Genomic DNA, 25,566 nt, shown 5'->3' with positions numbered 1-25,566 from the left:
TGATCGGTTGATGGGACGGCGGTCTGAGGTCTATCACCCACTGTTTGTAACATGCCGAAACACCGCTGCAAGGCCCGCAGGTGTGGCGTGGGTCACAGGCTGCCGCGATACCCGGGCCTAGAGACCCCTGGGCGGGCTGTGCTGTTGTCTTGGGATGTTTTGAAATACTGTATAAATAAACAGTTTTCACATCAGGCCCACGATTCACCATGTCTGCCCTTCTCCTGGATGCCATTCCCAGCCTTTGGCGCGCCAGCGACCTGGGGCGCAGCGCTGCACCGGTGTGCCCCAGCGGCTTTGCTGCGCTGGATGCCGAGCTGCCCGGTGGGGGCTGGCCCTGCGGCCAGCTCAGCGAGGTGTTGCAGCCCGAGGCGGGCTGGCGCGAATGGCGCTTGCTGGCCCCCAGTCTGGCGCGGCTGTCGCAGCAAGGGGCGGTGGTGCTGGTGGGGCCGCCGCTGATACCTCATTTACCGGCGCTGGCCTGGCAGGGGCTGGCGTTGGGCTCGCTGATCTGGGTGCAGGCGAGCAGCCCGGCCGAGCGCCTGTGGGCCGCCGAGCAGGCCTTGCGTTGCCAGGCGCTGGCGGCCTTGCTGGTCTGGTTGCCGCAGAGCCTGTCGCAGGGCTTGTCGCAAGGCCTGCGACGCCTGCAGCTGGCGGCCCAGGCCGGGCGGCAGGCCAGCCCGCCTTGCCTGTGGGCCCTGCGCCCCTGGGCGGCGCAGCAGCAGGCCTCGCCTGCGCCGCTGCGCCTGGGCCTGCGTGCCGGGGCTGCGGATGCCCTGGAGGTGCAGCTGCTCAAACGCCGTGGCCGGCTGCTGGAGCGGTCCTTGCTGTTGGCTGCGGCCCGGCCTTCGCCCTTGCGTGCCGGGCCGGCGGCGGCGCCGCCACACACACCGCCACCCACACCGTCACAGACCGTGGTGGCCCCGTCTCCCAACCCTTTCAAGCCGGATCGCCATGTGGTGGATCGCGCTCTTGCCCGACCCCTTGGCTGAGCCTGGGCCGGCGCTGGCGTGGTGGGCCCTGGGCTACACGCCACGCGTGGCCAGGCTGCAGGACGCCGTGGTGCTGGAGGTGCAGGCCAGCCTGCGCCTGTTCGGCGGGGCGCCAGCCTTGCTGCGCCGCCTCATGGGCGAGGCGGGGGCCCTGGGCGTGCAGCGCATCGGCGTGGCCCCCACGGCCTTGGCGGCCCTGGCCTTGGCGCGTTCCTTGCCCTCTGGCGAGCGGCGACTGCGCCGCTGCCATGCAGCCCGGCTGTCGGCCACGCTGGATGCCTTGCCGCTGCAGGCGCTGCCCGAGGTGGCCCGGCATGCCGAGCTGCTGCAGCGCCTGGGCTGCCAGACCCTGGGCCAGGTGCGGGCCTTGCCCCGGGGCGGGCTGGCGCGCCGCTTTGGTGCTGAACTGTCGAACGCCCTGGACCGCGCTCATGGCCAGCGTCCCGAGGTGTTTGACTGGCAGGTGTTGCCCGAGCAGTTCGAACAGCACCTGGCCTGCCCCAGCCTGGTGGAGCACGCGGCCGGCCTGATGTGGGGGGCACACCGCCTGCTGCAGGCCCTGGCCGTGTGGCTGGCCGCCCGCCACAGCGGTGTGACCGGGGTGCGCCTGGCCTGGCAGCACGACCCGCGCCGGGGTTGCGCGCCCGGGGCCGAGCTGGTGGTGCACACCGCCCAGCCCACGCGTGAAGTGGCCCACCTGGAGCGCCTGCTGGCCGAACACCTGGCCCGTGTCACGTTGGCTGCGCCGGTGCAGGCCCTGAGCCTGCAGGCGCTGGGCGTGCAGCGCTGGGGCCCCGACAGTGCCAGCCTGTTGCCGCAAGACCTGGCCGGGGGCGAGCCCCTGCCGATCTGCCTGGAGCGCCTCAGCGCACGCCTGGGCCCCGGGCGGGTGCTGGCCGGCCGCTTGCAGGCTGACCACCGGCCTCAGCACATGCAGCATTGGCAGCCCGCCATCGAGGTGCCGCCCACCCCGGCCTCGGTGCGCCCGGCCACGGCCACCGCCTGGCAACCCCCCTGGCTGCTGCCCGAGCCCGAGCCGCTGCGCCTGGTGGGCGAGCGGCCGCAGTACCGCGGCCCGCTGACCCTGCTGGCCGGGCCTGAAAGGCTGGAGGCGGGTTGGTGGGACGGCCACGGCTCGGCCGACCCCGACCTGACCCTGCGCGACTACTTCATTGCCCGCAGCGCCCAGGCCGGCTTGCTGTGGGTGTTCCGGGTGCGCCCCTTGAACGCCCAGCGGGGCAGCCCGACACGCTGGTTTCTGCACGGGGTGTTCGGATGAGCCTGAGCATACCCAGGCCAGTCCTGCCGGCCTATGCCGAGCTGCAATGCCTGTCGAACTTCAGTTTTCTGCGTGGCGCCGCCTGGCCGCAAGACCTGGTGGCCCGCGCCCAGGCCCTGGGCTATGAGGCCCTGGCCTTGACCGACGAGTGCTCGGTGGCCGGCGTGGTGCGCGCCCATGGCGAGGCCAAGCGCCTGGGCTTCAAGCTGATCATCGGCGCGCAGTTTCGTCTGCCGCCCGATCCGGTGCCGGGCAGCGACCCGTCGCTGGGCGACCCCGGCGGGCAACTGGTGCTGCTGGCCACCAACCGGCGGGGTTATGGCCAGCTGTGCCAGCTGATCACCCAGGTGCGGGCCGGTCAGCCCAAGGGCGCGTACCAACTGGGCTGGGCCGATCTGCAGGCCAGCCCGGCCCGGCTGGCCGATTGCCTGGCCTTGTGGAGCCCCGAGCGAGACCACCCCCCCGAGGCCGCGGCCCTGGCCCAGGTGGCCCAGGGGTTGGCCGCCAGCTTTCCCGGTCGGGCCTGGCTGGCCGTGCGCCGCTGGCTGCGCATGGACGATGCCCGCTGGCTGGAGGCCCTGCAGGCCGCCGGCCAGGCCTGTGGCCTGCCCTTGGTGGCGGTAGGCGATGTGCACCTGCACCGGCGATCGGACAAGCCGCTGCACGACGTGCTCAGCGCGATCCGCCTGCGCCTCCCGGTGGCCGATTGCGGCCTGAGCCTGCAGGCCAATGCCGAGGCGCACCTGCGCTCGCGCCTGCGCCTGGCCACGCTGTTCCCGCCCGAGCTGTTGGCCGAGAGCGTGCGTGTGGCCGCGCGTTGCCGCTTCAGCCTCGATGAGCTGCGCTACGAATACCCGCCGGCCCTGGTGCCCCCCGGCCTGAGCCCGGCCCAGCACCTGCGCCACGAGGTCGAGGCCGGGGTGCGGCGCCGCTACCCGGAGGGCGCGCCCGAGGCGGTGCGCGCCCAACTCGAGCACGAGCTGGCCTTGATCAGCGAGCTGGGCTACGAGAAGTACTTTCTCACCGTGCACGACGTGGTGTGGTTTGCCCGCCAACGCCACATCCTGTGCCAGGGCCGGGGCTCGGCGGCCAATTCGGCGGTGTGCTTCTGTCTGGGCATCACCGAGATCGACCCGGGTCGCCACAGCCTGTTGTTCGAGCGTTTCATCAGCCGCGCCCGCAAGGAGCCGCCCGACATCGATGTCGACTTCGAGCACCAGCGCCGCGAGGAGGTGATCCAGTACCTGTACGGCAAGTACGGCCGGGGCCATGCCGCGCTGGTGGCGGTGGTGATCTGCTACCGCCCGCGCAGCGCCATCCGCGATGTGGGCTTTGCGCTGGGGGTGCCGGCCCCGGTGGTCGATGTGCTGGCGCGCCATCTGCAGTGGTGGGATGCACCGGCCGACCTGGGGCTGCGCCTGCAGAGCCTGGGTCTGGCCCTGGACGCCGCTTTGCTGCAGCGCTGGCTGGCCTTGACGCAGCAGGTGCTGGGTTTTCCACGTCACCTGTCGCAGCACCCGGGCGGCTTTGTGCTGAGCGGCGAGCGCCTGGATGCCACCGTGCCCGTGGTGCATGCCCGCATGGCCGGGCGCACCTGCATCGAGTGGGACAAGGACGACATCGACGAGGTGGGCCTGCTCAAGGTCGATGTGCTGGCCCTGGGCATGCTCAGCGCGCTGCAGCGCAGCTTCCAGTTCATGGGGTTGTGGCGTGGCCGGCCCTTTGGCCTGGCCGACGTACCGCGCGAAGACGGGCCCACCTACGACATGCTGTGCCGGGCCGACACGGTGGGCGTGTTCCAGGTCGAGTCGCGGGCCCAGCAGAGCATGCTGCCCCGGCTGAGGCCGCGTGAGTTCTATGACCTGGTGGTGCAGGTGGCCATCGTGCGGCCCGGGCCCATCCAGGGCGGCATGGTGCACCCCTACCTGCGGCGGCGCCAGGGCCTGGAGGCCAATGACTGCCCGGCCGGGCTGGAGGTGGCCCTGGAGCGCACCCTGGGCGTGCCCATCTTCCAGGAACAGGTGATGCAGATCGCCATGGTGGCGGCCGGCTTCAGTGCCGAGGAGGCCGACCAACTGCGCCGCAGCATGGCGGCCTGGAAGCGCAAGGGCGGCATCGGCCACCTGCGCGAGCGCCTGTTCGAGGGCATGGCTGCGCACGGCTACACGCTGGAGTTTGCCGAGTCGATCTTCAAGCAGATGGAGGGCTTTGGCGAGTACGGCTTTCCGGAAAGCCATGCCGCCAGCTTTGCCTTGCTGGCCTATGCCAGCGCCTGGCTCAAATGCCACGAGCCGGCTTGTTTTCTGGCGGCCTTGCTGAACTCGCAGCCCATGGGCTTTTACGGCCCATCGCAGCTGGTGCAGGACGCGCGCCGCCATGGGGTGGAGGTGCGCCCGGTGGATGTGCTGCACAGCGATTGGCTCAGCACCCTGGAGCCGCCGGGCTGGGCCGGCGCGCACCAGCCCGCGGTGCGCCTGGGCTTGCAGCAGGTCAAGGGCCTGGGCGAGGCTCAGGCCCGGCGGCTGGTGCAATTGCGCCGCAGCGGCCAGCCGCTGAGCGTGGAGCGCCTGGCCCGCGAGGCCGGGCTGGATGCAGTCGATCTGGCCGCGCTGGCGGCGGCCAATGCCCTGGCGGGCCTGGCCGGGCACCGCCGCCAGCAGGTGTGGCAGAGCGCCGCGCTGCACCGCGCGCCCCGCCTGCTGCAGCACGCGCCGGTGCATGAGGCCCCGTTGGCCCTGCCCACGGCCAGCGAGGCCGAAGCCCTGGGTTGGGATTACCAGGCCACCGGCCTGAGCCTGGGTCGGCACCCGCTGGCCTTGCTGCGCGCCGAGCTGGCGCGGCGCCACATCTTCAGTGCCGAGCAATTGCAGGCGGTGCCAGGGCGCCGCCGTGTGCAGGCCTGCGGCCTGGTCACGGTGCGCCAGCGCCCGGGCACAGCCAAGGGCACGGTGTTCGTCACGCTCGAAGACGAGACCGGCGTGGTCAATGTGATTGTGTGGGCCCCCGTGGTGGCCGAGCAGCGCGAGGCTTTGCTGGGCTCGCGCCTGATGGCGGTGGACGGGCTGTGGCAGCGCGAGGGCGAGGTCTGCCACCTGGTGGCGCGCCGCCTGCACAACCTCAATGCGCTGCTGGACCAGACCCTGGGCGCGCTGAGCCCGCGCAGCCGCGATTTTCATTGATCGGGCTGGATCGGTGGCTGGCGGCCGGGCGACGCTCTCGCCGTTGGATGGCTGGGCCCATCCAGGTACCCAGGCTCAGCAAGCCCAGACCACCTGCCAGCCCCAGCAAACCCCAGGGCGTCAGCAGCGGGATGCTGTTCAAGGTCGAAGGCCTGTTCTCCGCGGGCGGTGCTGGTGGCGGTGGAGGTGGCGGTTCCGGGGGCTGCTCGGGCTCATCCCCTGGCGATGCCCCCAGGATGCTGATGTCCAGCGGGATGGGATCGGGTGCGTCGCCAGCCACCAGCGTGCTGCCCGGGCTCCACCCGCCGGTGTCGGGCAGACTCAAGGTGTACCCCTCTTGCAGCACAGCCCCCGTGATCCGCTGCGCCAGGACTTCGCAGCGCTCCCCGTCTTGCAGCAGCGCACTTGGACCGATTTGAGGGGCCTGCAGGCGCAACGTTTGTTCGCCGGAGTGACTGCAACGCAAGCTCAACTCGATTTGGGGATGGATCTGGATGGCCCGGGTGTTGCCCAGGTAACGCGGCAGCACCCGCAGTGTGGCGTTGATCACCGGTCGGATCGGCAGCAGCAATTCGACCGGGTTGGTGTCGGGGGTGATCACTCTGGGGTTGTCACCCACCCACTGCCCGGCTTGGGGCGGCAGCAATTGCCAGCCTCGCGGCAGTTGGGCTGGGCGCTCCAGGCTGGCCACGAGCAGGCAGGACTCGTCGGTCTGCAAGCCCTCGATCCAGCCGGCCGTGGGCGGCGTGATGCGCACCGACTGTGTGCCCGAGCGCTCGCACTGGCTCTCGATCTGAAGCTGGGGGGCTTGCGTGATTCGAGTCGCATCGCCGTCGTAGCGCACCAGGATGTTCAGGGCGGCTTGCATCGGGCCGGGCGGCGGATTGTCGGGCGGGGCTTCTGGTGGGGGCTCGGGGGGCGGCTCGGGTGGCGGGTTGCCCGAGCCTGGGTCGGTTGTTGGCTTGCCGTCAGCCGGCGGGTCGGGCAACTCGCCCAGGAAGTCGTAGTTGTGAAACTCGCTGCCCTGGCTGTCCTGGGTCAGATCGCCCGCCACCAGCACCCGTCCGTTCAGCCCGGGCAAGGCGTTGTACAGCGCCCCTTGGGCCACCAGCACACTGCCTTGCCATTGGGCCCCGCCACCGAGCTTCACCTGGCTGGCCTGGGGAAAATTCCACAGCATGCGACGGGTGAGTTCGGTGTTGAACTGAAAGCCGCCGTGGCCGGCGGGGTCGGTCATGTCGTAGTACTGCAGGTTGACGGTGGCGCTGCCCAGGTGGTTGATCAGCACGGTGGCGCCCGGCGGGATGTCTTTCAGGCGCAGGCCGCCGCTGGGCAGGTCGGCACTGAGGCTGAACACCTGCAGGGCGGACTGTCCGTCGCCCTGGAGCACCATCGGGTGCTGCCCACGAACGGTGCCGGTGGGCGGCAGGGTGGCCCAGTAGGCACTGCGCTGGGCCAGGCTGTTGAAGTCGACCGGGGGCGAAGGCGGGCGGGTCTGATACAGCACCCCACCGCGGGCCTGCACCTGACCTGCGCCCACCCGAGACCCACCAATGATGGCCGTGGAGCGCAGATTGGGCTGACCCACTGCCAAGACAGCATTGGGGTCCACGGGCTGGATCTGCCCGACCACCACCAGGTGTGGGGGGCTGCTGGCCTGATCCGCGTCTGGCGGCACCACGCAAGCGCCGGCCCCCACTTGCACCAGGTTGTAGTAGCCCCGGGTGCGCAGCACCAGGTCGCCCCCCACGAACACCCGGCCCTCGGCCTCACTGCCCTGCAGCACATGGAAGTGGCCGCCGACCACGAGCGAGTAGGCCTCGTCACGACCTTCCGCCCCCAGCTTGCGGCAGGCCGCAGGCGGCCTGTAGCGGCTGGGGCAGTCGGGGCCCAGGCAAGGGCCGGTTTCGGCACCCAGGCCGCTGCCGGCGTAGGTGGGGGCGGAGAGCAGGGCGCTCAGGCTGAGCAAGACCCGGAAGCCTGGGTGGGAAAGGGCAGCAGTCATGGTGGTGCAGCGATCAGTTGCACCATCTTCCGTCGCTGAGGCGAACAGCTTTTGTAGCAAATGAGCGGGCTATTTGCCGTGACGTAAGGCTTGTGAGCAGGTGCTTTGAACCGGACCGACCTGCTCTGCTGCGCCCAGCAAAAAGCCCCTGGCCGCAAGGCGCAGGGGCTGGGTGGATCAGGGAGCGCCGCAGGGGCGCCGGTCGATCAGGGGGCGTGGATCACAGCGAGTCGATGAAGCTGCGCAGCTTGTCGCTGCGGCTCGGGTGCTTGAGCTTGCGCAGGGCCTTGGCTTCGATCTGGCGGATGCGTTCGCGGGTCACGTCGAACTGCTTGCCCACTTCTTCCAGGGTGTGGTCGGTCGACATTTCGATGCCGAAGCGCATGCGCAGCACCTTGGCTTCGCGCGGGGTCAGGCCATCGAGGATGTCCTTCACCACATCGCGCAGGCCGGCCTGCATGGCGGCATCGATGGGCGCGGTGTTGGAGCCGTCCTCGATGAAGTCGCCCAGGTGGCTGTCGTCATCGTCGCCGATCGGTGTTTCCATGGAGATCGGCTCTTTGGCGATCTTCATGATCTTGCGGATCTTGTCCTCGGGGATCTCCATCTTGGCGGCCAGGATGGAGGCATCGGGCTCAAAACCAAACTCTTGCAAGTGCTGGCGGCTGATGCGGTTCATCTTGTTGATGGTCTCGATCATGTGCACCGGGATGCGGATGGTGCGGGCCTGGTCCGCGATCGAGCGCGTGATGGCCTGACGGATCCACCAGGTGGCGTAGGTCGAGAACTTGTAGCCGCGGCGGTATTCGAACTTGTCGACCGCCTTCATCAGACCGATGTTGCCTTCCTGGATCAGATCCAGGAACTGCAGACCGCGGTTGGTGTACTTCTTTGCAATCGAGATCACCAGACGCAGGTTGGCCTCGATCATTTCCTTCTTGGCATCGCGCGAGGCGGCTTCGCCTTCGTTCATGCGCTTGTTGATGTCCTTCAGCTCGGTCAGCGGCACCACCACGCGCGATTGCAGGTCCATCAGCTTTTGCTGCAGTTCCTGGATCGGAGGGATGTTGCGGGCCATCACCACCGACCAGGGCTTGCCAGCGGCAGCTTGCTTCTCGACCCATTTCAGGTTCAGCAGGTTGGGTGGGAAGTCCTTGATGAAGGTTTCCTGCGGCATGCCGCACTTGTCGACGATGATGCGGCGCAGCTCGCGTTCTTTCTTGCGCACGTCATCGACCTGGGCTCGCACCAGATCGCACAGCTTCTCGATGGTCTTGGCGGTGAAGCGGATCGTCATGAGCTCGGCAGACAGTTGCTGCTGGGTCTTCATGTAGACGGCGCCGCCGTAGCCTTCCTTGTCATAGATCTTGTGCATCTTCTCGAACAGCTCGCGCAGCTTGTCGAAACGCGACAGGGCTTCACGCTTGAGTTCTTCGAGTTTCTTGGTCAGGGCCTTGGAGCCGCCCTTGCCGTCGTCGTCGTCGGCTTCGTCGAATTCGTCGAAGTCTTCTTCGGCCACGTAGTCGTCGGCTTCGTTGGCGTTGGAGAAGCCGTCAACGATGGTCGAGATGACGATCTTGCCTTCGCGGATCTCCTCGCCCATGCTGAGGATTTCGGCAATGGTGGCGGGCGAAGCCGAGATGGCTTCCATCATGGCCATCAGGCCGCCTTCGATGCGCTTGGCGATTTCGATTTCGCCTTCGCGGGTCAGCAGCTCGACCGTGCCCATTTCGCGCATGTACATGCGCACCGGGTCGGTCGTGCGGCCGAATTCGGAGTCCACGGTGGACAGCGCAGCTTCGGCTTCTTCTTCGGCTTCCTCGACCGTGGCAGCGGTCGGGGTCACGTTGTTCTGGAACAGGGTTTCGGCGTCGGGCGTCTGCTCGTACACCGCCACACCCATGTCGTTCAACATGGTGACCACGACTTCCATGGTCTCGGCATCGACCAGCTTGTCGGGCAAGTGGTCGGAGATTTCAACCTGGGTCAGGTAGCCGCGGGTCTTGCCCAGGGTGATCAGGGTCTTCAGGCGCGAGCGGCGCTTGGCCATGTCTTCTTCGGACAGGACGGTTTCGTCCAGGCCGAATTCCTTCATCAGCGCGCGTTCCTTGGCCTTGCTGATCTTCATGCGCAGCGGCTTGACCTTTTCGGTCGTGGCCGCGGCGGGGGTGGCTTCGACCTCACCTTCGAGGTCGGCTTCGATGTCGGACAGGTCCAGGTCGTCGTCGCTGGATTCCTTGACCGCATCGGCCTTGGGCTTGCGGCCACGCTTGGCGCCGGTTTTGGGGGCGGCGTCCTTGTCGGCGGCAGCCTTGGGCGGGCGGCCCGGCTTTTTCTTGACCGGAGCGTCTTCGCCAGCGGCCGCGGTGGCCTTGGAGGTCTTCTTCAGTTCGTCGGAGGTGGCTTCAGCCTTGGGTTTCGATGCGGGCACTGTGGTGGCTTTCTTGGCAGACGGGGTCGCCGCCTTGGCACTGGCAGCCGTCTTGGCTGCCGAGGACTTGGCGGTGGCTTTCGGAGCAACCTGGGCCGGGGCGGTGGACTCGGACTTGACGGGCTTCGCGGACTTTTGAGCGGGCATGGACAACCTCAGGATCAAACAGGAACACAAAGAAACGAGCAAGCGCCACATATCCCGGCGCGGGTGGCACGGCAAAGGGTGGTTTGGCGCAATTTCTTGCAGCTTGTTGCAGCCCTTTGCAGTTGAGAAGCAGGCAGCCGGGCAGGGCCTGGCCACGCAGTTCTCAGGGGCAAGATGTCTGGGCGAACATTTGGTGTGCAGTCCTTGCGGATGGTGGGCGCGTGCCCCGTCTAGGGGTGTGGTGCGGGCCCGGGCCGGAGGTGCTGCTGTCGCTCTTGCCGATGCAAACCTTACATTATACCGATGTGGCCGCTTTTCAAGGGCCGGGTACCAGAAGAAGGTTTTATTGGATCGCCACGCGCTGCAGATTCAGCTCCAGTTCGGTGCGGCGCTTGAACAGGGCGCGGTAGCGCTCCAGGGCGGCCGGGTCGTGCCGCACCGCCTCGATGGCTTGTTTTTCCTGCAGCTTGAGCTGTTCGACCAGCATGCGGTTGAGCACGCCGCGCAGTTCGGCCCGCAATTCCTTGATTTCGCCCTCGGTCTGGGCGTGCGAGCCGGTCATGAGCTTCACCGCCAGGGCCTCGAAGGCCTGCCCGCGCAGGCTCTCGCGCAGCACCGCCCAGGGCACGGCCCCGTGTTCGTGGAATTGGCTTTCCAGCCAGACGAACAGGGCGCCGTGCGGTGCCGGCAGCTGGCACAGCATGTCGTGGTCATCGTGGCTGAGGCTTTCCAGGGCGCTCATGTGCGACAGCAGCAGGCGGGCCGCATGGTCGGGGCGCGTCACGGGCGGGGTGCGCGGGCCGTCGTCGTTCTCTTCGGGCTTGGCGTTCCATTTGCCGCCTTTCCAGCCGTCGCGCGAGCCTTTGAAGCCGTCCTTGCCGCCCTTGAAGCTGCCCTTTTCGAAGCGCTTGCCCGGGCCGGCCGAGGGGTGGCCAGAGCCAGCGCCGCTGGCGTCGGGCCAGGCGCCCTGGCCGCCATCGCCATGCCAGTGGGGGGCGTCATCCGAGGCGGCATGGCGCTGGCCTTGGCGGGGCGGGGCGCCGGCATCGGGGTTGCCCTGCCAGAGGGCCGCCAGGTCGGCGGTGGGCAACTGGGTCAGTTCGGCCAACTCGCCCAGCAGCTGGCGCTTGAGCACGCCCTCGGGCAAGGCGCTCCACAGCGGGCGGGCATTGGCCGCCATGTGGGCGCGGCCTTCGGCCGTGCCCAGGTCGCATTGCTCGCGGGCGGCCTCGATCAGGAAGCGGCTCAGCGGCAGGGCGTCGCCCACGTGACGTGAAAAGGCGTCGGGGCCGTATTCGCGGATGAAGCTGTCGGGGTCGTGTTCGGCCGGCAGGAACAGGAACTTCACGCTGCGTGTGTCGGTGGCGTAGGGGATGGCGCCATCCAGCGCCTTGCGGGCGGCGCGCCGGCCGGCGGCATCGCCGTCGAAGCTGAACACCACCGAGTCGGTGAAGCGGAACAGCTTGTGCACATGGTCGGTGGTACAGGCCGTGCCCAGCGTGGCCACGGCGTTCGGAAAGCCCAGCTGGGCCAGGGCCACCACGTCCATGTAGCCTTCGGTGACCAGGGCATAGCCCTGCTCGCGCAGTGCCGTGCGGGCCTCGTACAGGCCATACAGCTCGCGTCCCTTGCTGAACACCGGGGTTTCGGGTGAGTTCAGGTACTTGGGCTTTTCGTCGCCCAGCACGCGCCCGCCAAAGCCGATGCATTCCCCCTTCACGTTGCGGATGGGGAACATGATGCGGTCGCGGAAGCGGTCGTAGCGCCGGCCGTCTTCGTCGCTCACGATCACCAGGCCACATTCGGCCAGCAAAGGGCTGTCGTATTCGGCAAACACGCTGGCCAGGCTGCGCCAGCCCTCCGGGGCATAGCCCAGGCCGAAGCGCTTGGCCACCTCACCCGACAGGCCCCGGCCTTTGAGGTAGTTGACCGCGCGGGGCGACACCTTGAGCTGTTTGCGGTAGGCGTCGCCGGCTTTTTCAAGCACTTCGCTCAGGCTGAGCTGCTTTTGCCGTTGCTCGGCGGCGCGGGCCTTGTCGTGCGGGGAGACGTCGTCATCGGGCACCTGCAGGCCGTATTGCTGGGCCAGGTCTTCCACGGCCTCGCGAAAGCCCATGCCCGCGTGCTCCATCAGAAAGCCGATGGCATTGCCGTTCTTGCCGCAGCCGAAGCAATGGAAGAACTGCTTGGACGGGCTGACCGAGAAGGAGGGCGATTTCTCGCCATGGAAGGGGCACAGGCCCATGAAGTTGGCCCCGGCCTTCTTCAAGGGCACGTAGCGGCCCACGATGTCCACCACATCGGTGCGGGCAAGAAGTTCCTGGATGAAAGACTGTGGAATCGTCACCCGCCTATTGTCCCCTTAAACTGTCAGCTGGACGGAACACCTAATATGACAAGCGGCATGCGACCCTCGGCTGGACGGCGCGCCTTCTGGCGGGCGGGACTGGCGCAGACTGTCGTCTGGGCCAGCACGGGCGCTTGCGCCCTGGGCACGGATGGGGGTGGGGTTGCTGACGCCAGTCGCGTCTTGCGGGTGCTGGCCTGGCCCGGCTATGCCGATGCTGACATCGTCAAAGCATTTGAGCGTCGTTTCGAGGTTCGTGTCGAGCTCACCATCGTGGGCTCCGATGAAGTGCTGCGCGAGCGACTGGCCCGGCGCGATCCTGACACCGGCGGGCCTCCGTTTGACGTGGTGGCGGCCAACACGGTTGAATTGCAGCGACTGCGCGGCTTGAATCAGTTGTCGCCTCTGCCGTTGGCCTGGATTCCCCAGGCGGCCGCCCAACTGCCCCGGTTTCTGAAGCGGGACGCGATTCCGGGCTTGACACAGGGCTCTCAGCTGTTCGGCATGCCTTTCACGTACGCCGAGATGGGCCTGATCTTCGACCGTCGCCAGATGACCCGGCCGCCTGACTCTATCCAGGCTTTGTGGGATGAGCGCTGGCGTGGCAAGGTGCTGGCTTTTGATACCAGCGCGCACAGTTTCTCCATTGCTGCCCAGTCGTCCGGTTTGTCTCCGTTTCGCATCCCTCCCAGCCAGTTTGGCCCTTTGGCCCGGCATTTGGTGGCTTTGCGCCGCAATGTGCGTGCCTTTTACACCCAGCCAGACGAGTCGGCCGACCTGTTCCGGCGCCACCAAGTCGCCCTGATGTTTGCCAACTACGGTCGCCAGCAGCTCAAGCTGTTGCGTGATCAGGGGCTGGATGTGGGCTACGCTTTGCCGCGCGAAGGCGCCCTGGCCTGGCTGGACTGCTGGGCCATCACCCGCCAAGCCCGCAGCCTGACCTTGGCTGCGCGCTGGATCGACACCATGCTGTCGCCCGAGGTCAGCCGGACCTTCAGCTTTCGCCAGGGCCTGGCCAATACCCTGGAGGAGCCCGCCGAAGTGAACTCCGGCGCCTCTCTGCTGTGGTTGGAACCGGTCGAGGATGAGGCGCGCCGCGCTGCGCTGTGGCAGCGCATCCGGGATGGCGAGCGGCCTGAGAGGTTGATGGTATGAAGCCCGGTGGCATTGCCCTGCGGCTGAGCCTGTTGCTGGTGGCCTTCAGTGCATTTGCCGCCGGTCTGGCCAGCCATTACACCTTTGTGAGCAGCCGCGCCATGATGACCGAGCGCGCTGAGCGCTACCTGCTGAGCACCACCGAGGTGCTGGCCCGCCACCTGCATTCCAGCCTGCAAAGTGTCTCGCGAGATGCCCTGGGGCTGGCCGCTCATGCCGCAGCACGGGCCTTGCTGGAAGATGGGCGGATGGCTCCTGGGCACTCACAGCAGGCCGATCGTGAAGCCATGGCGCAAGCCTTCGAGGCCCTGCTGGCTGCCCATCCGGGTTATCTGCAACTGCGGCTGATCACCGCACGGGAACATGGTCTGGAGCGGGTGCGGGTCCTGCGTGAGGGTGAGTTTCTGCAGCGCGTCCCTGAGCGTGACATGCGGGAGAAGGGGCATTTCCCCTATGTTTTCGAGGCCCTGGCCCAGCCGGCCGGGCAGGTTTACCTGTCGGAGTTTGCTGTCAACCACGACGAGGCTCCGGGGGCCAACGACATGCCCTCATTCACCGTATCGGCACCCGTGGTATCTCAGGGGCGCACCTTGGGTGTGGTGGCGTTGCAGGTGGCGGCGCGGCCTTTTCTGCAGGATGTGATGTCCAATCTGCCGGGCGGCTTTCAGCTCTACATGAGCAACCGCTGGGGGGATTGGCTGATGCACCCGGACGCCAGCCAGACCTTCGGCTTTGATCGTGGGCAGCGCATATTCATCCAGGACACCTTTCCTGAGGCGCAGGGCTTGATCAGTGGGCGGGTTCAGTCGCTGGTCACTCGGGCCAGCGATGCCTATGGAGAGCCCCTGGCGGCTGCTTTTGTGCGTTTGCCGGTCGGTGCCGAGGTGGAGCAGCGCTTCCTGGTGCTCGGCCTGGCCCAGACGCTCAGCGTGATCGAAGGTGATGCGCCGGTTCTGGGCCGCAGCATTGTCCAGGTGTTGCTGCTGGTGTGTCTGGCGGCCCTGTTGATGGCGGTGCTGGTGTCGCGTGTGGTCACGGAGCCCCTGAAGGCGATGGTTGCGGCCACCCGCAGCATGGGCAAGGGGCAGCGGGTGATGGGTTTGCCTGTTGAGCGCCAAGATGAGATCGGTGAGCTGGCGCGCGGCTTCCAGCACATGGAGGAGCAGGTCTGGCTGCAGATGGCGCAGCTGCGCAGTCGCCACAATGCCATGGATCATCTGGCCCACCACGATCCGCTGACCAGCCTGCCCAACCGCCGCATGGTGGAAGCTCGACTGGCCGAGGCGCTGGACCGGGCCGACCGTTCGGGCCTGGTCTGCGCGGTACTTTTCGTGGACCTGGACCATTTCAAGAACATCAATGACGGCTTGGGCCATGAGGTGGGTGACGCCGTGCTGCGTGCCGTCGCCCAGCGCTTGAGCGACGACCTGCGCGCCGGCGACCTGGTGGGGCGCATGGGCGGCGATGAATTTGTGGTGGTGTGCGAAGGACTGCACGGCGAAGCGGATGCCGATCCGATCGCAGCCAAGCTGCAGGCGCAGTTTCAGCAGCCCGTGCTGCACCAGGGCTTACCGATCCAGGTGCGTGCCAGTGTGGGCATCAGCCTGTACCCGCGTGACGGGCATGATGTGCGCAGCCTGCTGGCCGACGCCGATGCGGCCATGTACCGAGCGAAGCAAAGCGGGCGCCTCAGTCGGCCGGCTGCCTGAGTGTTTCAGCATGTTCCGGGTTGAAACGCCCGCGTAAGGCTGCCGTCACACAATGAAAGTCGTGCAGTCCGCTCTGCTTTCTTTCGCACTTCAGGAGACCTCATGACAGCCCTCTATGACCAGGATCTGCCCCGCACCGAAGCCAACTACGCCAGCCTCACGCCCCTGAGCTTCATCGAGCGCACGGCCCAGGTCTACCCGGATCGCCTGGCCATCGTGCACGGGCGTGGTGAGCAGGTGCTGCGCCGCACCTGGGCCCAGACCTATGCACGCTGCCGCCAACTGGCCAGCGCCCTGAGCCGCGCCGGCATCGGCAAGAACGACACGGTGGCCGTGATGCTGCCCAACACCCCGCCCATGGTCGAGGCCCACTTTGGCGTGCCCATGGCTGGGGCGGTGCTCAACTCGCTCAACACCCGGCTTGACCCCGAGACCATCGCCTTCATGCTCGACCATGGCGAGGCCAAGGCCCTGATCGTCGACCCCGAGTTTGCCCCGGTGGCGCAAAAGGCCCTGGCCCTGCGCCAGGCCCAGACCCCGCTGCTGCTGATCGATGTGGAAGATGCGGTGTATGGCGCCGCGCCGCTGCGGCTGGGGCAAACCACCTATGACGAGTTCCTGGCCAGCGGCGACCCCGAGTTCGCCTGGCAGCTGCCTGCCGACGAGTGGGACGCGATTGCCCTGAACTACACCAGCGGCACCACCGGCAACCCCAAGGGCGTGGTCTACCACCACCGCGGTGCGGCGGTGAACGCCATCTCCAATGTGCTGGAGTGGGACATGCCCAAGTTCTCGGTCTACCTCTGGACCCTGCCCATGTTCCATTGCAACGGCTGGTGTTTTCCGTGGACGGTGGCTGCACGGGCCGGTGTCAACGTGTGCCTGCGCCGGGTCGATCCCGAGGCGATCTTTGCCATGATGCGCGAGCACGGCGTCACCCATTACTGCGGGGCGCCCATCGTGCACGGCCTGCTGGTCAACGCGCCGGCCGCGCTGAAGGCCGGTGTGCCTGCCGGCATCCGGGCCATGGTGGCGGGCGCGGCGCCACCGGCTTCGATGATCGAAGGCATGGAGCAGATGGGTTTTGACCTGACCCATGTCTATGGCCTGACCGAGGTGTATGGCCCGGCCACCGTGTGCGCCAAGCATGAAGCCTGGGATGCGCTGGACATCGGCGAGCGCGCCCGCCTGAATGCCCGCCAGGGCGTGCGCTACCACCTGGAGCGTGATGTGCGCGTGCTCGACCCCGAGACCCTGCAGCCCGTGCCCCAGGACGGCGAAACCATGGGCGAGATCATGTTCCGCGGCAACATCGCCATGAAGGGCTACCTGAAGAACCCCAAGGCCACGCAGGAGGCCTTTGCCGGCGGCTGGTTCCACAGCGGGGACCTGGCGGTGCAATACCCCGATGGCTACATCAAGATCAAGGACCGCAGCAAGGACATCATCATCTCGGGCGGTGAGAACATCTCTTCGATCGAGGTCGAAGATGTGCTGTACCGCCACCCTGATGTGCTGGCCGCTGCGGTGGTGGCCAAGCCCGATGCGCGCTGGGGCGAAACCCCTTGTGCCTTTGTCGAGCTGAAGGTGGGTGCCGAAACCACGCCCGAAGACATCGTGGCGCACTGCAAGAAGCACCTGGCCGGCTTCAAGGTGCCCCGCGCGGTGGTGTTCGGTGAACTGCCCAAGACCAGCACCGGCAAGATCCAGAAGTTCGAGTTGCGCAAGCAGGCGGGCTCGGCCGGCGCGATCGACGTTTGAGTCTGTTGCGCAGGGGCTAGACCGTGTCGGGCTGAGGCCCGGCGCGGCCGTCCTCCACCACAAAGCGGGCCAGGGGCCGCACGGGGCTGTCGGCCCGGCCTGGGTCGTCCACCGCCATCAGCGTGGTCTGCCAGCGCTGCGGGCTCAGTTCCACCCAGGCGTAGCCGCGTTGGTCGGGCCGGGCCAGCAGGATGTGCGGGTTGTCACGCTGCAAGGCCGCGGCGCGCTCCAGCGTGGCGCCCGAGTGCGAGCTGATCGAGGTGCCGCAGAACTCGCTGGCCAGCACGGCGGAGTCGGGCCGGTCGGGGTCGGCCTGCACGCGGCACACATAGTTCTGGTGCACATCGCCACCGATCAGCACGGTGTTGCGCGGGGGCGTGGCCTGCAGATCGGCCAGCAGACGCCTGCGGGCCGCGGGGTAGCCGTCCCAGGGGTCGGTGGGCGTGGGTTCATCGGCCCGTGCGGCGGCGCTGGCGCCGCCATAGTGGCGCGGCGAGAACAAGGTCTGCTGGGCGATCACGCTCCAGCGCGGCCCTTGCGGGCTGGCATCCTGCGCCAGGCCCTGGGCCAGCCATTGCTCTTGGGCGGGGCCCAGCAGGCTGCGTGCCGGGTCAGTCAGCTCGGCACAGCGGCCGGCGCGCACGGTGCCGGCGCCGCTGCTGCCGGCTTCACGGCAGGCTTGCACGGCACGGTACTGGCGGTCGTCCAGCAGGTGAAAGCGCGCCAGGCGCCCAAAGTCGCTGCGTTGGTAGATGCGCAAGGCATCCGGTCGGGCCAGGCCTTGCAGGCCATGCAGCAGCACCGAGGCGCGCAAGGGCTGGTTTTCATAGAAGGCCTGGTAGGCGGCGCTGCGCTGGCGCAGGAAGTCGGCGCCGCTGCTCTCGCGCCCCCGCTCGCCGGCGTAGTCGTTCTCGACCTCGTGGTCGTCCCAGGTCAGCAGCCAGGGGTAGGCCGCGTGGGCCGCCTGCAGGGCCGGGTCGCTTTTGTGCAGGGCATAGCGGTCGCGGTAGTCGGCCAGCGTCTGGGCCCGGCGCAGGGTGTGCACCCTGTGGATCGGGGTCTTGGCCTGGGGCGTGGGGCCGCCCGGGGGCGAAGCGTATTCGTAGATGTAGTCGCCCAGAAACAGCACCAGGTCGGGGTTGCGGGTCGCCACGTCACGCCAGGCCGCATAGAAGCCGTGCTCCCAGCGCTGGCAGGAGGCAAAGGCCAGCCTCAGCCGCGGCGCCAGGGCCTCGGGGGCGGGCAAGGTGCGCGTGCGGCCCACCGGGCTGACGGCATCGCCCACCATGAAGCGGTAGTGGACCCAGCGCTCGGCCTGCAGGCCACTGACCTCGACATGCACGCTGTGACCCAGTTCGGCCTGGGCAGTCACCTGGCCGCGTTGCAGCACCCGGGCAAATTGCGCGTCCTCGGCCAACTCCCAGGACACCGTGGCGTTGGCCGGGCCGAGGCCGTCGGTGCACAGCCGGGTCCAGAGCACCACGCTGTTGTGGCTGGGCGAGCCGCTGGCCACACCCAGACCAAACGGGTCGGCCGCCAGCCCGGCAGGGTTGCTGCGCTGGGCCCAGGCCCGCCAGGGCTGAGCTGCCGTGCCCAGCAGCAGGGCTTGCAGCCACTCACGCCGGAGCAGCTCAGGCGGCAACCACACGGTTCTTCCCGGAGCGCTTGGCCAGGTACATGGCCTGGTCGGCACGCTTGATGGCTTCGGTGGTTTCCTCTTCGGCCCCCACCTGGGCCACGCCCGCGCTGAAGGTGATCAGCACCTTTTCGTTGTCTTTCAGGAAGAACTGCTTGGTCAGCTCGCGCTGCAGGCGCTTCATGACCTCGACCCCCTTGGCCTGATCGGTGTCGGGCAGCACCACCAGGAATTCTTCCCCGCCATAGCGGGCCAGGCTGTCTTGCGGGCGCATGGTGGTGCGGGCCACCTGGGCCAGGTGCACCAGCGCGGCATCGCCCGTGTCGTGGCCCAGGCTGTCGTTGAGGCGCTTAAAGTTGTCCAGATCCAGCAGCGACACGCACATGGCCGTGCCCTGGCGGCGCGCGCGGGCGATTTCGCGCTGCAGGGCCTCGTCCAGGCCCTTGCGGTTGAGCGCGCCGGTCAGCGGGTCGTGGCGCGCCTGCGAGCTGGCGCGGTCGAGCTCTTCTTGCAGCTTGCGCAGGGCCTCGTCGGCCAACTGGGTGCGTTCACGCATCTCGCGCAGTTCGTCGCGCATGTGCAAGGTGTCGATGGACATGGCCCGTGTGGCCTGGATGGCTTCTTGCAGCACGGGGGCGATGTCGACCAGGGTCTGGGCCGATTCCAGCTGGCGCGAGCAGTTTTCGATCGTGCCCTGGTAAGCGCTGCTGTGTTCGGTCATGCGGCCCAGGCGCTCAATGAAGGCAGCAAGCATCTGCTTCATCTGCTCCTGAGCTTCCTGGGTGCGGGCCTTGGCCTCGCTTTGCTTGAAGATCACGTCTTTCAGGCGGGCCTGCACGTCATCGAGGCGCCTGAGCGTGAGCGGCGGGGTGGTGGCGCTGACCAGCGCATCGATCTGGCCCTTGACCCAGCGGTCTTCCACCGTCAGCTCGCCGATGTTCACGAACAGCAGGTGCAGCAGCTCCAGCAGCGAGCTTTTGATGGCCATCTGGTCTTCGGCGGCGAAGGACACCTTGAAGCTCAGGTTGCCCAGCATCAGTTTGAGGGTGGCCACATCGGCTGCCGGCTGGCGGGCGAAGTTCAGCAGTTGCTCGGCCTGCTCCTTCAGGCGCGGGTCGTCCTGGCCCAGCATGGGCAGGGTGTTTTCGATCAGGCGCGCGATCTGTTCGCGCAGCTCGGCCATCAATTCGTCTGTGACGGCGGGTTTGTCAGGCAGGTGGGCTGGCGTGCTCACCAGAGGCTGGGTGGCCAGGCCCACCAGGGCCGCCTGCAGACCCACCCAGTTGCGGTTCTGGATGGCCTGGTCCAACTGGCCCAGCAGGCGTTGTTGGGCCGGCGTCTGGCCCGGCATCACCCGGGCGATGCTGCGCAACTGCTCTTCGGGAAAGTTCGGCACATGCCGGGTGCCAGCCACCTCGTGGTAGAGCGCCTGGTAGTTCTCGGGCGAGGGCAGCAGCTTGCGCACGGAAAGCAGCTTGAGCGTTTCCTTGGCAATCTCGTAGGGCGATCGTTCAGCCATGGATGAGGGTCAGGAGGAGGAGTGCACGCCGGGCACTGACAAAGGCGTCAAAGGGCAAAGCATAACCCTGTCAGTACTGAAAAATCATGACGAAGATGAATAAGAAGCGTTGCCTGACGGCGTGGGCAATTCACGTCTGGCCAGTCCATCGGCGGCCAGCTCGGCCAGTGCGGTCGGGGTGAGCGAGTCGACGCTGAGCAACTCGCGCTGGGGCCAATGCCGAAAGTGCAGGGCCTGCGAACGGGCGTACTGCGGGTCGTAATGCAGCGTCACCAGGCTTTCGAACAGGGGCGCCAGTTGGCCTTGGCGGGCCCAGGCCTGCCACTGGTTCAGCACTTCATGGCCGTGCAAGGTGCGCAGAGGCTCCAACTGCTGCGCCAGTTGTTCGGGGGCATCGCCCAGATAGGCGTAGTCTCGCAGCAGAAAATCCAGGCGCTCAGCCAGAGGGGCTTGAAGCTCCAGGCAGGGCGCGCTGCGCATGCGGTCCACCAGGGCCTGGGGCAGGGCCATGCGTCCGATCTTGCGGCTCTCGGCCTCGACCCAGACGGGCCGGCTCAGGTCAAAGCGTCTGATCGCCGTGTACAGGGCCGTCTCGAAGGCTTTCTGCGAGGGCTGCGCCTGGCCCGGCACGGCCCCCAGCAAAGAGCCCTTGTGGCAGGCCAGGCCCTCCAGGTCAAGCACCTGGGCACCCTGCTCGGCCAGGGCGTGCAGCAGTCGCGTCTTGGCACTGCCGGTGGGGCCGCACAGCACCTGCAGCCGCAATCGGGGCGCCAGCTCGGCCAGGCTGGCCACCACCTGCTGGCGAAAACGCTTGTAGCCCCCGGCCAGTTGCTGGGCATCCCAGCCGACCAGGCGCCACCAGGCCACCATCGAGCCGCTGCGCAGGCCGCCACGCCAGCAGTACACCAACGGCTTCCAGTCGGCCGGCTGGTCGGCAAAGCGCTCCTTCAGGTGCCGTGCCAGATTGGCGGCCACCATGGCCCCACCCACGCGCCGGGCCTCAAAGGCGCTTTGCTGCTTGTAGATCGTGCCCACGATGCGACGCTCCTCGTCATCGAGCACCGGGCAATTGATGGCCCCCGGGATGTGGTCCAGTGCAAACTCGGAGGGCGAGCGGGCATCGATCACGACGTCAAATTGGTCAATTTCGCTGACCTGCACGGGGGCGCGGCGGCTCATGAGCGTCCCTGTCGCCAAAAAACGTGAAAATAAGACATGACTACTTCGACTCCTGCATTGACCCAGTTTTCCCACGGAGGCGGTTGCGGCTGCAAGATCGCCCCCGGCTTGCTGAGCGAGATTTTGTCACGCGCACCGCGTGGCCTGATGCCGCCCGAGCTGATGGTGGGGCTGGAGACCAGCGATGACGCTGCGGTGTACCGCCTCAACGAGCACCAGGCCCTGGTGGCCACCACCGATTTCTTCACCCCCATCGTCGACAACCCGCGCGATTTCGGGCGCATCGCGGCCACCAATGCGTTGTCTGACATCTACGCCATGGGCGGCACCCCCATTCTGGCCCTGGCCCTGGTGGGCATGCCGATCGCCAAGCTCTCCCCCGAAACCATCGGCGAGGTGCTGGCGGGGGGGGCCGAGATCTGTCGTGAGGCCGGCATCCCGGTGGCCGGGGGGCATTCGATTGACCTGCTGGAGCCCATTTATGGCCTGGTGGCCCTGGGTCTGGTGCACCCGGATCGCGTGCGGCGCAATGCCGACGCGCAGGCCGGTGATGTGCTGGTGCTGGGCAAGCCGCTGGGGGTGGGCATCTTGTCGGCCGCGCTCAAGAAGGGCCTGCTCGACGAGGCCGGTTATGCCGAGATGCTGGCCCACACCACGCGGCTGAACCGCGTGGGCAGCACCCTGGGCGGCCTGGCTGGTGTGCATGCCATGACCGACGTGACGGGTTTTGGCCTGGCCGGTCACTTGCTGGAGGTGTGCCGCGGCTCGGCCCTGCAGGCCGAAGTGCGTCTGGCCGACTTGCCCCTGATCGGGGCGGCCCAGCGCTTTGCCCGCGAAGGGGTGGTCACGGGTGCTTCGGCGCGCAACTGGGCCTCATATGGCGGTGATATCAGCTGGCCTGAAAGCGCTGAGGCCTGGCAGCAGGCCCTCGTGTCTGACCCGCAGACCAGTGGCGGCTTGCTGGTGAGCTGCTCCCCTGAGGCGGCAGACGCGGTACTTGGCGCCTTCCACGAGGCCGGTTTTGCCGAAGCTGCGGTGGTGGGCCGCATGCAGGCTTTGCCGGCAGACGCGCGTGCCGGGGTGCGTTTCGCGTGAGTGATCAGGTGTCCGAGGCGCTGGAGCCGCTGTCCGGCTCGATGGTGCTGGACGGCTTGCCGATGCAGCTCCAGTTCTGGTTGCTGCGCCTGTCGGCCTATGCCTTGCTGAACCTGGCCGACGATGCCGCCTTGCTGGCCCTGATGTTCTGTTGATGGGGCCGCAGGACCGGGCCGGCTCGTTTCAATGCCGAATGCCCTCGCCGCGCAGGACCAGCAGGGCGGTGCGGCACAGGATTCGCAAGTCCAGCACCAGGCAATGGGTGCGCAGGTACTCGGCGTCGTAGGCAGCCTTCTCCGCGTCGTCCAGATCGTCGCGCCCATGCACCTGGGCCCAGCCGGTGAGGCCCGGGGCCAGCGCATGGACCCCTGAGGTTTCACGCATGGCGTGCAGGGTCTGCTGGTTGCACAAGGCAGGGCGTGGGCCCACCAGGCTCATGTCACCGCGCACGATGCACCACAGCTGGGGCAGTTCGTCCAGGCTGGTGCGGCGCAGCCAACGGCCCAGCGGTGTCACATGGCTTTCAGGATCAGGCAGCAGGTGGGTCGCCACCGTGGGTGTGCCCACCCGCATGCTGCGGAACTTGGGCATCAGAAAGGGCTTGCCCTGGCGCCCGACCCGGAGTGACCAGTAAAGCGCCGGTCCGGGTGAATTGAGTCGCACCGCCAGCCCGATCAGCAACATGGGGACCCCCAACAGGATCAAGGCCAGGCTGGCCAGGGTGAAATCGAACAGTCGTTTACTCATCAGTGCAAGAAGTGCGTGGGCATGGGCGCCAAGCTTCAGAAGTGTGCCTGAGTCTTTACTTGCTTGACACAATGACGGGCACAAGTATCCCTGAACAGGGGTAATAAACCTTCATTCGGGCTGTTGTGTCGCGCGACTGGCGAGAATCGGAGTGCCTGATCGGCTCGGCGGCAGCCTTATTTGTTGGAGGCCAGCAGCAAACCGGCAGCCCCCATGAAGAACCCTCCTGTGGCCTTGTTCAGTCGCACAACCGCTCGCTGGCTGGTGATGAGCCGGCGCAATTGCAGACCGCCCGCGGCATAGACCAGACTGGCTACAAATTCTGCGGCCAGATAGGTGGGGCCCAGGACCGCGAACTGAGGAGCAGCCGGCTGGCTGGCATCAATGAATTGGGGAAAGATCGCGGCAAACAGAATGATGGCCTTGGGGTTGGTGATGCCCAGCAGGAATTCCTGTCGCATCAAGGCCCGCCAGGTGCGCGGCTTGGCCACGGCGGCGGATGGGGGTTGTCCGTCGGGTGCATCTTGTTGCGCCTGGGCCAGCCCACTGAATTCGCGGCTGCGCCAGGCTCGCCAGCCCAGGTAGAAGAGGTAGGCGGCTCCGACCCATTTGACGGTGCTGAAAGCGGCCTCCGAGGCCAGCAGCATGGCGCCCAGACCCACAGCCGATACCGTCAGGAATACCGAGAAAGCCAGCACCCGCCCGCAGGTGCCTACCAACGCCGGCACCACGCCTTGGCGGATGCCATTGTTCAGGGCACAGAAATTGTTCGGGCCGGGGGTCAAGGCGATGGCCACGGCCACCGGAAAAAAGAAAATAGCGTTCATGAAGCCATACTCCAGTGCCAAAGTATCACTGCAGCAGCATTCATGCCTGCACAGGCCCTGTCATGGCAGGGGCTTTGGCTTCCTCCTGTTTCTAACACGGCTTGCATGAACCCCGCCCGTTCCATTCAGATTCCAGTGATCGATTCCACGCGTTGCACAGGCTGTGGTTGGTGCGTGCCGACGTGTCATCTGCATCTTCTGAGTTTGCAGGCCCAGGGGTGGCGCAAGTTCTCCACCTTGCATGATGCTGACAGGTGCGTGGGTTGCCGCAAATGTGAGGTTCACTGCCCATTCGGGGCCATCACGATGGCCCCAGCAATGACGGGGGCCTGAGCCCGGGGAGGGGCTTTCAAAGCCCCACCGAACCCTGCCGCACGAGTTGCTTGGCCTGTTCCCGCCCAGCCAGCATGGCGTGCGGCATCGATTCGAAGATCACGTCGGATTCGTGCCGGATCGCGGTGGCGATGCCTTGCTCGTCGTCCAGATCGCTCAGGCGTTGGAAGACAGAGTGAACCTTCCACTGCCCGGGCAGCACCTCGCTGGCGTACACCTCGATGAGGTAGCCACCGTCTTCAAATGAAAAGTCTGCTGTCACGTTGTTGTTCTCCCCGAGCATCAGGCGAGTCTGACAAATAGGAGCCAGGCGCGCATCGCCCAATTTTGGTAAGCGGCGTCACGGATGTCTGGTCAATGGCTCGCGAACCGAACCTGTCGCTTTGGATAGGGGGCACCAGAAATTCTTCGGTTTGTCACGGTTGAGGCGTACTATGTTGCAACGCAGCAATCGTATGCGGCGGCGTGTCTGTTCGACACAGCTGATGTCGGTAAGGAGGTCTTTCATGAGCACAGTTTCATCCAACCCAGCGCTCAGGCATGAAAGCAGGCTGCGTTGCAGCCGCTGTCATGAGCCACTGTTCCGCGTGGCGCGCGACTTGTGGATGCGGCTTCTTCCGGGGAGCCGGCACATGGAATGCCATGGCTGCGAGAAGCGCTATCTCGTATTTCTCGGACTGCGCTTGGGCCCTCTCTGATCAGCCGAGCGGCCTCTCTGGGGCCGTCCCGGACCTGCCTCCACACGCCTGGCCGTTCGTCCTGCCGTTTTGTATCCATCAGCCGAGTTGAGGTCCACTTCAGGGTTTTGCGAGGCGGCGGCACCAGCCTTGACGTGACGCCTGGAGCAAGCTTCGTTATGCTGGGGTGTCCTCCTCAAAGCCTGCCCCGACAGGCCCCGTTCACGCCATGAAACAACCCGACGCCATGCTCAGAATCCTAGAGACAGAAGCCAGCGGGGGCGCGGCTGACCCGGATGTGGCCATTGCCAACATCGCGTCGTTGCTGGAACGGCTGGACCCGAAGGCAAACGGATACGAGAAGGACGTAGCCGATCTGCTGGCGATAGGCGCCTGCATCTGGGCCTTGAGCAAGCGCGTGGGCTGAGCGCTCGTTGCCCCCTCGTGGCGCCGCCTTGACCCCTTGACCCCTTGACCCCTTGACCCCTTGACCCCTTGACCCCTTGACCCCTTGACCCCTTGACCCCTTGACCCCTTGACCCCTTGAC

The 25,566-nt window shown here is 67.0% G+C and carries 19 protein-coding genes; 10 read left to right on the top strand and 9 right to left on the bottom strand.

Annotation, left to right across the window (positions count from 1 at the left end; translation table 11 throughout):
• Positions 1-209: 209 nt before the first annotated feature.
• Genes imuA through F624_RS0113745 form a run of 3 tightly spaced genes read left to right on the top strand, consistent with a single transcriptional unit; the run spans position 210 to position 5,450 of the window.
• Entirely contained in the window at positions 210-992 is a 783-nt protein-coding gene (gene imuA / locus F624_RS0113755; RefSeq protein ID WP_019574892.1) for a translesion DNA synthesis-associated protein ImuA, read from the top strand.
• Positions 973-2,271, top strand: coding sequence for a Y-family DNA polymerase (locus tag F624_RS0113750; protein ID WP_245573636.1), 1,299 nt, complete (start codon positions 973-975; stop codon positions 2,269-2,271). Before imuA ends, F624_RS0113750 begins: the two co-directional genes overlap by 20 nt.
• Positions 2,268-5,450 (top strand): error-prone DNA polymerase, encoded by a 3,183-nt coding sequence (locus F624_RS0113745; protein WP_019574890.1) that lies wholly within the window; start codon positions 2,268-2,270, stop codon positions 5,448-5,450. Before F624_RS0113750 ends, F624_RS0113745 begins: the two co-directional genes overlap by 4 nt.
• Here the strand turns inward: F624_RS0113745 and F624_RS0113740 are convergent.
• The 3 genes from F624_RS0113740 to dnaG all read right to left on the bottom strand — a co-directional run bounded on the left by F624_RS0113740 (position 5,389) and on the right by dnaG (position 12,380).
• The gene (locus tag F624_RS0113740) at positions 5,389-7,455 is read right to left on the bottom strand and encodes a choice-of-anchor A family protein (protein WP_084679514.1); all 2,067 of its coding nucleotides are present in this window, start codon (positions 7,453-7,455) and stop codon (positions 5,389-5,391) included. The two genes, F624_RS0113745 and F624_RS0113740, sit on opposite strands and share 62 nt — an antisense overlap.
• A gap of 220 nt (positions 7,456-7,675) precedes the next feature.
• Positions 7,676-10,033: an RNA polymerase sigma factor RpoD gene (gene rpoD / locus F624_RS0113735; RefSeq protein ID WP_019574889.1), complete on the bottom strand. Its 2,358-nt coding sequence runs from the start codon at positions 10,031-10,033 to the stop codon at positions 7,676-7,678.
• A 343-nt stretch (positions 10,034-10,376) separates the two neighbouring features.
• The gene (gene dnaG / locus F624_RS0113730; protein WP_031254984.1) at positions 10,377-12,380 is read right to left on the bottom strand and encodes a DNA primase; all 2,004 of its coding nucleotides are present in this window, start codon (positions 12,378-12,380) and stop codon (positions 10,377-10,379) included.
• A gap of 57 nt (positions 12,381-12,437) precedes the next feature.
• Here dnaG and F624_RS0113725 point away from each other — a divergent pair, with 57 nt between their 5' ends.
• From F624_RS0113725 to F624_RS0113715, 3 genes are all read left to right on the top strand, one after another.
• The gene (locus F624_RS0113725; protein ID WP_084679513.1) at positions 12,438-13,535 is read left to right on the top strand and encodes an ABC transporter substrate-binding protein; all 1,098 of its coding nucleotides are present in this window, start codon (positions 12,438-12,440) and stop codon (positions 13,533-13,535) included.
• A complete protein-coding gene (locus F624_RS0113720; RefSeq protein ID WP_019574886.1) occupies positions 13,532-15,244 on the top strand; it encodes a GGDEF domain-containing protein in 1,713 nt (570 codons plus the stop codon). Before F624_RS0113725 ends, F624_RS0113720 begins: the two co-directional genes overlap by 4 nt.
• A gap of 102 nt (positions 15,245-15,346) precedes the next feature.
• A complete protein-coding gene (locus F624_RS0113715; RefSeq protein ID WP_019574885.1) occupies positions 15,347-17,005 on the top strand; it encodes an acyl-CoA synthetase in 1,659 nt (552 codons plus the stop codon).
• Between the two features lie 16 nt (positions 17,006-17,021).
• Here the strand turns inward: F624_RS0113715 and F624_RS0113710 are convergent, their stop codons facing one another.
• The 3 genes from F624_RS0113710 to mnmH form a co-directional block, all read right to left on the bottom strand.
• Positions 17,022-18,647 (bottom strand): alkaline phosphatase D family protein, encoded by a 1,626-nt coding sequence (locus tag F624_RS0113710; RefSeq protein WP_019574884.1) that lies wholly within the window; start codon positions 18,645-18,647, stop codon positions 17,022-17,024.
• Positions 18,637-20,160 carry a GGDEF domain-containing protein gene (locus tag F624_RS0113705; protein ID WP_019574883.1) on the bottom strand — a complete coding sequence of 508 codons (1,524 nt, stop codon included), beginning with the start codon at positions 20,158-20,160 and terminating at the stop codon, positions 18,637-18,639. The genes F624_RS0113710 and F624_RS0113705 overlap by 11 nt, the downstream gene beginning before the upstream one ends.
• Positions 20,161-20,244: 84 nt before the next feature.
• Positions 20,245-21,339, bottom strand: coding sequence for a tRNA 2-selenouridine(34) synthase MnmH (gene mnmH, locus F624_RS0113700; protein ID WP_019574882.1), 1,095 nt, complete (start codon positions 21,337-21,339; stop codon positions 20,245-20,247).
• Between the two features lie 36 nt (positions 21,340-21,375).
• Between mnmH and selD the strand changes: the two genes are divergently transcribed.
• Together selD and F624_RS34880 are read left to right on the top strand one after the other, a co-directional pair.
• Positions 21,376-22,434 (top strand): selenide, water dikinase SelD, encoded by a 1,059-nt coding sequence (selD, locus tag F624_RS0113695; protein ID WP_051107402.1) that lies wholly within the window; start codon positions 21,376-21,378, stop codon positions 22,432-22,434.
• Positions 22,431-22,589 carry a hypothetical protein gene (locus F624_RS34880; protein ID WP_019574880.1) on the top strand — a complete coding sequence of 53 codons (159 nt, stop codon included), beginning with the start codon at positions 22,431-22,433 and terminating at the stop codon, positions 22,587-22,589. The genes selD and F624_RS34880 overlap by 4 nt, the downstream gene beginning before the upstream one ends.
• Positions 22,590-22,617: 28 nt before the next feature.
• On the opposite strand, the gene F624_RS0113685 is transcribed toward F624_RS34880, so the two are convergent.
• Positions 22,618-23,181 carry a sugar transferase gene (locus tag F624_RS0113685; protein ID WP_019574879.1) on the bottom strand — a complete coding sequence of 188 codons (564 nt, stop codon included), beginning with the start codon at positions 23,179-23,181 and terminating at the stop codon, positions 22,618-22,620.
• Between the two features lie 176 nt (positions 23,182-23,357).
• On the bottom strand, positions 23,358-24,008 hold the full coding sequence (locus F624_RS0113680) for a LysE family translocator (RefSeq protein WP_031254981.1): 651 nt from the start codon (positions 24,006-24,008) through the stop codon (positions 23,358-23,360).
• A 42-nt stretch (positions 24,009-24,050) separates the two neighbouring features.
• Between F624_RS0113680 and F624_RS34085 the strand changes: the two genes are divergently transcribed.
• A complete protein-coding gene (locus tag F624_RS34085) occupies positions 24,051-24,341 on the top strand; it encodes an ATP-binding protein (RefSeq protein WP_342663582.1) in 291 nt (96 codons plus the stop codon).
• Between the two features lie 16 nt (positions 24,342-24,357).
• On the opposite strand, the gene F624_RS0113675 is transcribed toward F624_RS34085, so the two are convergent.
• Positions 24,358-24,603 (bottom strand): hypothetical protein, encoded by a 246-nt coding sequence (locus F624_RS0113675; RefSeq protein WP_157443465.1) that lies wholly within the window; start codon positions 24,601-24,603, stop codon positions 24,358-24,360.
• 644 nt (positions 24,604-25,247) lie between these two features.
• On the opposite strand from F624_RS0113675, the gene F624_RS0113670 reads away from it, so the two are divergent.
• Complete coding sequence (locus F624_RS0113670) at positions 25,248-25,445, top strand: hypothetical protein (protein WP_019574876.1); 198 nt, start codon at positions 25,248-25,250, stop codon at positions 25,443-25,445.
• Positions 25,446-25,566 lie beyond the last annotated feature (121 nt).

Source organism: Curvibacter lanceolatus ATCC 14669, assembly GCF_000381265.1.
GTDB lineage: Bacteria > Pseudomonadota > Gammaproteobacteria > Burkholderiales > Burkholderiaceae_C > Curvibacter > Curvibacter lanceolatus.
Note: the sequence above shows the minus strand (reverse complement) of the source record. Positions and strands in the feature narration are given on the sequence as shown.